This window comes from Halosimplex carlsbadense 2-9-1 (genome assembly GCF_000337455.1).
GTDB lineage: Archaea > Halobacteriota > Halobacteria > Halobacteriales > Haloarculaceae > Halosimplex > Halosimplex carlsbadense.
Window position 1 is genome coordinate 298,798 of sequence record NZ_AOIU01000036.1, and the last position, 9,594, is coordinate 308,391.

The following is a 9,594-nucleotide window of genomic DNA, read 5'->3' on the forward strand; positions in this document are numbered from 1 at the left end:
GGAAAGCCTTGTTACGCGGGCTACCCGACAGAGAAACATGGGAATCTTCCGCTCGGGCGAGGTGGTCGGCATCGCCGAGGCCGCTCTGGAGTTCGCGCTGGAGGCCTCGGAGGACGCCCACCCCGACGAGTACATGGGGTTTCTGCGCGGTGAGGACGCCCGGAAGTTCGACCTGGACTACGAGGGAACGGTCCTGACCGACATCCTCGTCATCCCGGGGACCGAGTCGAACCCGGTCAGCGCGACCGTCGACTCCAGCATGATCCCTAACAGCTCCAGGGCCGCCGGGTCGATCCACTCCCACCCCAACGGCGTGCTCCGCCCGAGCGACGCCGACCTCCAGACGTTCGGCAAGGGGAAGGTCCACATTATCATCGGCGCACCCTACCGGAAGTCCGACTGGCAGGCGTTCGACCGCGAGGGCAACCCCGTGGACCTGCCGGTGCTCGACATCGAGATGCCCGAAGACGAGTTCTTCGACTTCTCCCAGGAGGACATCGACGCCGAACTCATGGAGGAACGCGACTACGGCGCCGAGGGGACGGACTTCCGCTCGGAACCCGACGACGAGTGGGGCGAGCGATGACCGGCGACCGATCGGGCGCGAACCCCGGTTCGGACGCCGTCGTCGTCGCCCAGGGCACCTTCGACATCCTCCACCCCGGCCACCTCCACTATCTCCGGGACGCGAAGGCGATGGGCGACCGACTGGTCGTCATCGTGGCCCGCTCGACGAACGTGACGCACAAGGAGTCGCCCGTCGTCCCCGGCCCCCAGCGCCGAGAGATGGTCGCCGGGCTCGACCCCGTCGACGAGGCGCGACTGGGCCACCCCGAGGACATCTTCGCACCCATCGAGGAACTCGACCCCGCGGTCATCGCGCTGGGCTACGACCAGCACCACGACGCCGACGGGATCCGAGCGGCGCTGGCCGACCGCGGCATCGACTGTGAAGTCCGCCGCGCTACCGCTCACGAGCCCGACTACGAGGGTGTCCTCTCCTCGGGACGGATAATCGATCGGATCCTCGACGAACGCGGGTAGGTGTCCGTTTCGCGTCGCCGAACGCGCTCCCCGGAGTGTTGGCAGAACGTGTAATCGTCACAAAGTTTAATTCACACCGGCACGCGCCGGGAGGGTATGCAACGGGTCACGGTGGACGACGTGCCGTCGTGGGCGTACCGGGGGCTGGAACTACTGGTGGTCGGGCCGGCTGTGGTGGTCGCGCTGTTCGCGTTCGGTCTGTTTACGATTCTCGACGGCCCGATGGCCGGTAGTCCGTTCTCGTTCGGGGCGCTGGGCGTCGGATACGTCGGGGTGCTCGCGCTCGGATTCTTCGGGCGGCTCCTCTTGCCGCCGCTCGTGTATCTGGACAGCCGAAGCCTCTCCGGCCGGGAGATCGACTGGGAGCCGAACTCGATACTCTACGGAATCTTCGGATTCGTCTTCGGCTGGCTCGTCGTCGCGGAGTACCTCTACAAGCGCCACACCTACGTCGTGGACTGGGTCGGCTCGGAGGCGTGGTGGTACTGCGCGCTGGTCGGTGCGGGCGGACTCGCGGTCGGTGTCCTGTCGTTCGCGGCCGGGCTGTTCGGGACGCTCCCGGTGATCTACCTCGGACTCCCGCTGTTCGCCATCGGCCTCTACAGGGACGCGACGTACGTCCGCCTCAACAGCGAGTGGCACCCGAACCCGATCAATCACTTCCTCGCGGCGCTGTTCTCCGGACTGTTCGTCGTCCTCTGGATCCCCTACTTCGGCTACTACGTCTACAAGCGCCACACGCACCTCGGACTGCTCTGACCGTTCGCCGCCGCTCGCGAATCCGGCCGGCGGTCGGTAGAGAAAACGGAACCGACGCTTCGCAGGAACCGGTACTACAGCAGGTCGTGTTCGGCGAGGCGCTCGACGCCCTCGCGCAGGCGGTCCTCGTCGTTGGCGTAGGCCAGACGGACCCAGCCGGGCGTGCCGAACGCGCTGCCCGGGACGGTCGCGACGTGGGCCTCCTCGATGGCTTCCTCGGCCCACGCGACGTCCTGGGCCTCCTCGCCGTCGCCCTCGACGCGGGTGTCGGCGACGGGCAGCATGATGTAGAACGCGCCGTCGGGCGTGGGCACGTCTTTGCCGTACTCGGCGAAGAGGTCGACCAGCATGTCCCGGCGGTCCTCGAACGCCGAGCGCATCTCCTCGACGGCCTCGTCGGTGTTCTCCAGGGCCTCGACGCCCGCGTGCTGGACGAAGTTGACGGCGCAGGTCACGGAGTGGCCGTGGATCTTGCCGGCCTGGTCGACGACCGACTCGGGCGCGGCGTAGTAGCCCAGCCGCCAGCCCGTCATCGCGTAGGCCTTCGAGAACCCGTTGAGGGTGATGGTTCGGTCCTCCATGCCCTCCAGCGTGCCGATGCTGGTGGCCTCGACGCCGTCGTAGGTGATCTCCTTGTAGATCTCGTCGGAGATGACGGTCACGTCGTGTTCGACGGCGATGTCGCGGACGCCCTCCAGGGCCTCGTCGGAGTAGACGGCGCCGTGGGGGTTGCCCGGGGAGTTGACGACGAGGATCTCCGTGTCGTCGGAGACCGCTTCGGCGAGGTCGTCGAGCGCGGGTTCGAGCTGGAAGTCGTACTGGGCGGTGTCGACGCGGGTGAGGCTCCCGTCGGAGAGCTTCACCATCGCCTCGTAGGAGACCCACGCGGGGTCGACGAGTGCGACCTCGTCACCGTCGTCGATCAGGGTCTGGAAGACCTCGAACAGGCCCTGCTTGCCGCCGGGCGTGACGACGATGTTCTCCGTGCCGTACTGGGAGAGGCCGTCGTCGTGGAGCTTCTCGACGATGGCGTCTTTGAGCGCGGGGATGCCGTTCGAGGGAGTGTAGCCGGTGTGGCCGGCGTCCATCGCGTCCTTGCCGGCCTGCTTGACGTTCTCGGGGGTGTCGAAGTCGACGATGTCGCCGACCGAGAGGTCGACGACGTCGACGCCCTCGGCCTCCAGTTCGGATGCCTTGTTGCTGATCGCGACGGTGGCGCTCGGTTCGATTCTGCCGACGCGTGCTGCGAAGTCCGTGTCCATGGTTGTGTCGTGATGTAGTCGTCCGCGGTGTCTCTCAGGGCAGTGCTTCGACGAGGTCGACGGCGCTGTCGACGACCGTCGCGCCGTAGTCGGTGCGGGCCTTCGCCTCGGCCGTACTCATCCCGGGGCCGATGATCCCGAAGGTGACCGGGGTATCACGGTCGAGGCTCACGTCGGTGAGCCCCTGGGCGGCGGCGTCGGCGATGACCTCGTCGTGGTCGGTGTCGCCTTCGACGATCGCGCCGAGGACGGCGACGGCGTCGATGTCGTCGCGGCGGGCCAGTCGGTCGGCGGCCAGCGGCGTGTCGTAGGAGCCGGGCACCTCGACGGTCGCCGCGACCTCGGCGTCGCGCTCGGCCGCCGCGTCGCGCGCAGCGGCCTCCATCCCGTCGATGACCGAGCCCTCCTTGTCGAACTGGGCGACCACCAGACCGAGCTGTACCATACGCGGGGCGAAGCCAGCCCGCCTAAAAGAACTACCGAACCAGCCCCGCCCGCCACCGCCTGACGGCCGCCAGCCCCGGACCGCACCGACCCGGTTTCGGTGTCTCAAACGGTTGTTTTTCCAACCGGAATCGCTCTTTCCCCGCCGGGTGAGGACGACAGTGATGACAGCCACGGAGGGGGGAGGTCGATTACGAGCGGTCGCGGCTCGGCTCCGAGCCCGCAGCGGTGTCGACCGCGTCACGTTCGCCGTCGTCGCGGTGGTCGTCGCCGCGTTCGCCGCCCGGTTCTACCGACTGGGCGCCCGAACCGCACACTTCGACGAGGGTCGCGTCGCCTACTGGGTCCTCGACTACGCCGCGAGCGGGAACTTCCGATACCGGCCGATAATCCACGGGCCGTTTCTCCAGCACGTCAACGAGGTCATCTTCGGCGTCCTCGGCCCGACCGACTTCGCGATGCGCGTCGTCGTCGCTGTGGTCACCGGCCTGTTCCCGCTGGCGGCGCTCCTGTTGCGCGAGCGACTGCGCGACATCGAAGTCGTCGTGCTCGCGGCCTTCTGGGCGTTCACGCCCGTCGTCCTCTACTACTCGCGGTTCATGCGCGGCGACCCGCTGGTCGCGGCGTTCATGGTCACAGCCTTCGCACTGTTCGTCCGGACCGCCGACACCGGTCGGCGCCGGTACTTCTACGCGGGCGTCGGGTTCGTCGCGCTCGGATTCAGTGCAAAGGAGAACGCCCTGCTGTACCTGCTGTGCTGGGTCGGCGGCGCGGCACTCCTGCTCGACCACCGGCTGTTCCGCGCGGCCGACCGCGGCGAGGACTGGACGGCGGTCGCGACCGCTCACGGCCGACGCGCGCTCCGGGTCGGCTGGCGCCACGCCAACGCGCTCCTGTTCGGTGCGCTCTGTTTCCTCGCCGTCGTCGGCTTCTTCTACGCGCCGCGCGGTGAGACGGCGGTCGGGCCCGGACTCGGAGCGGCGCTGTCCGACCCGTCGCTCCTGCCCGCGGCCCTCCGCGAGGCGACCGTCGGCTCCGTCACGGCGCTGGCGGACACCTGGGTGAACAGCCCCCACCAGGACCACGCGTATCTCCCGTATCTCGGCCACTTCCTCGCGACGCTGCGCGCCGGTGGCTTCGCGGTCTGCGTTCTCGCGGTCGCTGGGTTCGTCGCCGACCGCTACCGGTCCGACGGTCCCTCGGACCTCGTCGCGATCGCCTTCTACTGGGGCGTCGTCTCGGTGCTGGGCTACCCGATCGCGACGGACATCAAGGCGCCCTGGGCGACGGTCCACGCGGTCGTCCCGCTGGCGATCCCGGCCGCCGTGGGGCTCGGCCTGTTCGTCCGCTGGGGCCGGGACGCCCTGGGGGACGACGACCGGGTGAGCGCGGGGCTGGCCGCGCTGGTCCTCGCCGTCGTCGTCGCACAGGTCGCCGTCGCGGGCGCCGGGCAGGTCTACCAGACCGACCACCGCGAGGGCAACCAGCTCGTCCAGTACGCCCAGCCGGCGCCGGGCGTCCAGCCGGTGATGCGCGATGTCGGTACCGCCGCGACCGACCACGCGGGGACGGACGTGGTGCTGTACGGCGACTACTTCGTCGACGCGCCCGGCGCGACCGGTCCCCGCCGGCCCGCCTGTTCCCCGTGGCAGCAGGTCCTCCCCTTGCCGTGGTACTTCGAGCGGGCCGATGCGACGGCGTCCTGCGTCGATTCGGCCGAGGCACTGACCCGAACGGTCGAGCGGGCGCGTCCGCTGGTGGTCGTCGCGCGGGCCGACGACGTGTCGGACCGGCCCGCGGCGCTGTCGGGCTACGAGCGGCGGACGCGCCTGTTTCGCGACCGGGACACGCGGACGCACTTCTTCCTCCGGGGCGACCTGGCGAACGCGACCGCCGGCGGCTGACCGCCGACCCCAGAGAGACACGCTTATTCCGTCCGGTGGGCAATCTCGGCCCAATGACACTCACCTCGCCCGGACCGACGCTCGGCGTCGTCGGCGGCGGTCAGCTCGGCAGGATGCTCGCCGAGGCCGCGTCGCCGCTGGGCGTCGAGGTCGTCGTCAGCGACCCGACGGAGGACCCGCCGGCCGCACCCGTCACGCGCGATCAGATCCACGGTGGTTTCGACGACTACGACGCGGTCCGGGAACTCGCCGAACGAGCCGACTATCTCACCTTCGAGATCGAACTCACCGACCCGGACCTGCTCGAAGAAGTCGCCGCGGAGACCGACACGCCGGTCCACCCCCACCCGGAGACGCTCCGGCTCATCGAGGACAAACTCGTCCAGAAGCGCCGCCTCGCCGACGCGGGCGTCCCCGTCCCCGAGTTCCGCGAAGTGAACTCGGTCGACGAACTCCGCGACGCGCTCGACGACCTGGGCTATCCCGCGATGCTCAAGGCCCGCAAGGGGGGATACGACGGCCGCGGCAATGTCCCGGTCGAGTCACCCGAGGACGTGGACGAGGCGTTCGCCGAGATCGTCGACGCCGCCCAGGGCGGGAGCGCCGAGGACCCGAGCGGTGTCGCCATGGTCGAGGAGATGGTCGACTTCGAGCGCGAACTCGCGGTGATGGGCTGTCTGGGCAGCGAGCAGTGGGGCGAGGGCGACGAGCCCCAACGGGACACGTTCCCGGTCACCGAAACCGTCCACCGCGAGGAGATCCTCCGCGAGACTCGCTCGCCGCCCGAAGCGGACGAGAGCGTCCGCGAGCGCGCTCGCGAGGTCGCGCTGGACGTGCTCGACGTGATGGAGGGCCGGGGCGTCTACGGTATCGAACTGTTTCAGGCTAGCGAGCCGCGGAGCGGCTCGAATACGTCGAGCGGGCAGGGCCCGCGAGACGCCGACGGCGAGATCCTGCTCAACGAGATCGCGCCGCGGCCGCACAACTCCGGCCACTGGACCATCGAAGGCTGTCACACCTCCCAGTTCGAACAGCACGTCCGCGCCGTGACCGGTCGCCCGCTCGGCGACACCGGCCGGCGCGCGCCGACGGTCTCGGCGAATATCCTCGGCGATGTAGACGAGCGACAGGCGGCGACGCTGTCGGGCGAGGACACCCTTTTCGAGCGACCGCGCGCACACCTCCACTGGTACGGGAAACGGGAGGTGTACCGCCTGCGGAAGATGGGCCACGTCACGCAGGTCGGCGAGGGCGACGAGCGGACCGACCGACTGCTGGCGGACGTGCGCGAGCTGCGCGACGATCTGACCTTCCAGTAGACTCGTCGCGACCGGTCGCTCCCCACCGTCTCACCCGCATTCGTTCCGCCCCGGATCGCACACGCTTACGGGCCGGCCCCGCGCACACTCGTCCATGACCGCGGACTCCGTCCAGTCGATAATCGACCAGCTCCACGAACAGGCCGAGATGGACCTGCCGAACGAGGCGACGCCCGACGTGGGTATCGTCATGGGGTCGGATTCGGACCTGCCGACGATGGCCGGCGGCAAAGGCAAGCGCCCGGGCGCCTACGCCGCTCTGGCCGAGGAACTCGGCTTCGAAGAGCAGACCGACTACACCGAGGCCCCCGAGAGCCGCTTCACCTTCGAGACCTTCGTCGTCTCGGCCCATCGCACGCCCGACCTCATGTACGCCTACGCCGAGACGGCCGAGGCGCGGGGCATCGACGTGATAATCGCCGGCGCGGGCGGCAAGTCGGCCGACCTGCCGAACATGACGGCCTCCATCGCCTATCCGCTGCCCGTCATCGGCGTCCCGGTCCAGGAGAAGTCCGTCGACTCGGTGATCGGGATGCCCCAGGGGGCGCCGATCACGGCTGTCGACGCCGGCAAGTCGTTCAACGCCGCGCTCACGGCGGCCCAGATCCTCTCCCGGGAGCACACGGAGATCCGCGAGCGACTGGTCGACTATCATCGGGGCCTGCAAGAGGACGTGGGGGAGGTCTCGCGTGACCTCCACGAGATGGGAACCCCCGGGTTCAAAGACGACTACTGGGACGAGGAGTAGCCCGTCGCCGCGACCGGCCACTGCGTAGTCGGTCCGTCAGTCCGGTTTCTGCCCGGAGATCACCCGTACTTCGTCGTCCTGTCCGAACGGTCCGCCCAGCTCGTCGAGCCGTTCGCGAACCTCGGTCTCGAAGTCCTCGCGCTCGTCGCCGAACCTCGCCGGCGAGCAAAACGAGAGCGAGAAGACGTACCCCACGACACCGTCGACGCTCCACTCGCGGGTCCGCTCGAACGTCGCCGTCTCGACGGCCTCGAACCCGTGGTCGGTCAACAGCTCGTCGTAGGGGTTCTCGTACGGTTCGGTTCGCGGGCCGGTCCGTTCGGGGAGGTCGTCGAGATGGGACGCGGCGCAGTCGTACACCTCGTCCTGCCAGCCACGGCGGCCCTTGGTTAGCCACTCGGTGTCACCGAAGACCGCGACGCCGCCTCCCGGGTTCGTCAGTTCGCGGACGCGGTCGAGGGTCGGCCCGCGCTCCATCCAGTGGAACGCGCGTCCTACGGTCGTCAGGTCGAACGGCCCCAGACCGTCGCCGAGCGAGCCCCTGAGATCGGCGTCGGATCCGCGAACAAACTCGACGCTTTCGACGCCCGCTCGGCTCGCCGCCTCGCGCGCGCCATCGAGCATCGCTTCGTTGGGATCGACCCCGAGGACGCGGCCGACGCGGGCGGCCAGGGGGACGGCGATCTGGCCGGTGCCACAGCCGAGGTCGAGCGCGCGCGAGGACTTATCGAGGTCGAATCGGTCGACGAGGGAGTCGAGCGGGCGATCGCCGTAGCGAGGGCGGTGCTCGCCGTAGTGGGATTCGGCGCTCGCGAAGGGGTCGTCGGGGGCCATGACGGGGTCCCTTATGTAGTGCCGGCGAGGAAAGAGCGTGTCGGTCCGAGCGGGGAGGTAAGTGAGCCGTACCGTCGGTCGAACGGGTTCCGGGGAATCGCGGCCCGAAAGCGCCCGAGGACAACAATCAACCCTTATATGGCACCACACCAAACCGTCGAACGATAGAGAGTCATGAGTAACCCATGGATAGCCATCGGGGCGCTCGCCGTCGTCGCGCTCGCCATCCCGATCACGATGATGGTAGCGTCGGCGCTGCTGCGGCCGAGCGTGCCGGAACAGGGGAAACGCGCCGTCTACGAGAGCGGCGAGGTCCCGACGGGCGACACGCGCATCAAGTTCAACATTCAGTACTACATGGTCGCGCTGTTGTTCGTCGTCTTCGACATCGAAACCGTCCTCATCTTCCCGTGGACGGTCATCTACCGCGACGCGGTCGCCAACGTCGGACTCGCCGAGGCGCTGGTCCCGATGCTCGTCTTCGTCGGTATCCTCGTCATCGGACTCGGCTGGGCGTGGCGTAACGGCGCGGTCAAGTGGATCCGCAGCCCGCGCGCGCAAGCACAGCGGGTCGAACAGTAATCATGAGCAGCGACCACACACCAACGGCCGACGGCATAGAGACGCAATCGACTCAGGAGGCGCGGCTGGGTGAGGGCGCGGACGACCGCTTCAACTCGACGCTGCGGGAGGCGTTCGGCTCGACGCCGTTCATCCTCACGAAGTTCGACCAGTTCATGAACTGGGTCCGCGGCTCGTCGATGTTCATGCTGCAGTTCGGGATCGCCTGCTGCAGCATCGAGATGATGCACACCTACGCGGTCAAACACGACCTCGACCGCTTCGGCGCCGGCGTTCCGCGGGCCTCGCCCCGACAGGCCGACGTGATCATCATCCCGGGCACCATCGTCTCGAAGTTCGCCCCGCGGATGAAGCGCGTCTACGACCAGATGCCCGAGCCCAAGTTCGTCGTCTCGATGGGCTCGTGTACCATCTCGGGCGGCCCGTTCCAGGAGGGCTACAACGTCATCAAGGGCGCCGAGGAGGTCATCCCGGTCGACATCCACGTCCCGGGCTGTCCCCCGCGCCCCGAGGCGCTCGTCTACGGCGTCGCAAAGCTGCAGGAGCGCATCGCCAACGGCGAGTCCGCCCCGGTGACGGTCAAGCCCTACGAGCTGGAGCAGTTCGGCGACCTCGAACAGGACGAACTGGTCGACAAGCTCGCCGACGAGATCGACGAGGAGGACCTGGTCATGCGGTACAACTGGAGTGACTCGCCA

General features: G+C 68.7%; 11 protein-coding genes. 8 read left to right on the forward strand and 3 right to left on the reverse strand.

Annotation, left to right across the window (positions count from 1 at the left end; genetic code table 11):
• Positions 1-37: 37 nt before the first annotated feature.
• The 3 genes from C475_RS18235 to C475_RS18245 all read left to right on the forward strand — a co-directional run bounded on the left by C475_RS18235 (position 38) and on the right by C475_RS18245 (position 1,803).
• Positions 38-586: a Mov34/MPN/PAD-1 family protein gene (locus tag C475_RS18235; protein ID WP_006885350.1), complete on the forward strand. Its 549-nt coding sequence runs from the start codon at positions 38-40 to the stop codon at positions 584-586.
• Complete coding sequence (locus tag C475_RS18240; protein ID WP_006885351.1) at positions 583-1,044, forward strand: adenylyltransferase/cytidyltransferase family protein; 462 nt, start codon at positions 583-585, stop codon at positions 1,042-1,044. The genes C475_RS18235 and C475_RS18240 overlap by 4 nt, the downstream gene beginning before the upstream one ends.
• A 96-nt stretch (positions 1,045-1,140) precedes the next feature.
• Positions 1,141-1,803: a hypothetical protein gene (locus C475_RS18245; RefSeq protein WP_006885352.1), complete on the forward strand. Its 663-nt coding sequence runs from the start codon at positions 1,141-1,143 to the stop codon at positions 1,801-1,803.
• Positions 1,804-1,877: 74 nt separating this feature from the next.
• Here C475_RS18245 and C475_RS18250 read toward each other — a convergent pair whose 3' ends face one another.
• Positions 1,878-3,065, reverse strand: a complete 1,188-nt coding sequence (locus C475_RS18250) for a pyridoxal phosphate-dependent aminotransferase (protein ID WP_006885353.1) — start codon at positions 3,063-3,065, stop codon at positions 1,878-1,880.
• Positions 3,066-3,099: 34 nt separating this feature from the next.
• On the reverse strand, positions 3,100-3,510 hold the full coding sequence (gene ribH / locus C475_RS18255; protein WP_006885354.1) for a 6,7-dimethyl-8-ribityllumazine synthase: 411 nt from the start codon (positions 3,508-3,510) through the stop codon (positions 3,100-3,102).
• A 163-nt stretch (positions 3,511-3,673) separates the two neighbouring features.
• Here ribH and C475_RS18260 point away from each other — a divergent pair, with 163 nt between their 5' ends.
• The 3 genes from C475_RS18260 (at position 3,674) to purE (ending at position 7,480) form a co-directional block, all read left to right on the forward strand.
• Complete coding sequence (locus tag C475_RS18260; RefSeq protein ID WP_006885355.1) at positions 3,674-5,413, forward strand: flippase activity-associated protein Agl23; 1,740 nt, start codon at positions 3,674-3,676, stop codon at positions 5,411-5,413.
• 53 nt (positions 5,414-5,466) lie between these two features.
• Positions 5,467-6,732 (forward strand): 5-(carboxyamino)imidazole ribonucleotide synthase, encoded by a 1,266-nt coding sequence (locus tag C475_RS18265; RefSeq protein ID WP_006885356.1) that lies wholly within the window; start codon positions 5,467-5,469, stop codon positions 6,730-6,732.
• A gap of 94 nt (positions 6,733-6,826) precedes the next feature.
• Complete coding sequence (purE, locus tag C475_RS18270) at positions 6,827-7,480, forward strand: 5-(carboxyamino)imidazole ribonucleotide mutase (RefSeq protein ID WP_006885357.1); 654 nt, start codon at positions 6,827-6,829, stop codon at positions 7,478-7,480.
• A 36-nt stretch (positions 7,481-7,516) separates the two neighbouring features.
• Here the strand turns inward: purE and C475_RS18275 are convergent, their stop codons facing one another.
• The gene (locus C475_RS18275; RefSeq protein ID WP_006885358.1) at positions 7,517-8,314 is read right to left on the reverse strand and encodes a class I SAM-dependent methyltransferase; all 798 of its coding nucleotides are present in this window, start codon (positions 8,312-8,314) and stop codon (positions 7,517-7,519) included.
• Positions 8,315-8,488: 174 nt separating this feature from the next.
• Between C475_RS18275 and C475_RS18280 the strand changes: the two genes are divergently transcribed.
• Together C475_RS18280 and C475_RS18285 are read left to right on the forward strand one after the other, a co-directional pair.
• Positions 8,489-8,896 carry an NADH-quinone oxidoreductase subunit A gene (locus C475_RS18280; RefSeq protein WP_006885359.1) on the forward strand — a complete coding sequence of 136 codons (408 nt, stop codon included), beginning with the start codon at positions 8,489-8,491 and terminating at the stop codon, positions 8,894-8,896.
• A 2-nt stretch (positions 8,897-8,898) separates the two neighbouring features.
• On the forward strand, positions 8,899-9,594 hold a 696-nt coding region (locus tag C475_RS18285; protein WP_006885360.1), incomplete at its 3' end, for an NADH-quinone oxidoreductase subunit B.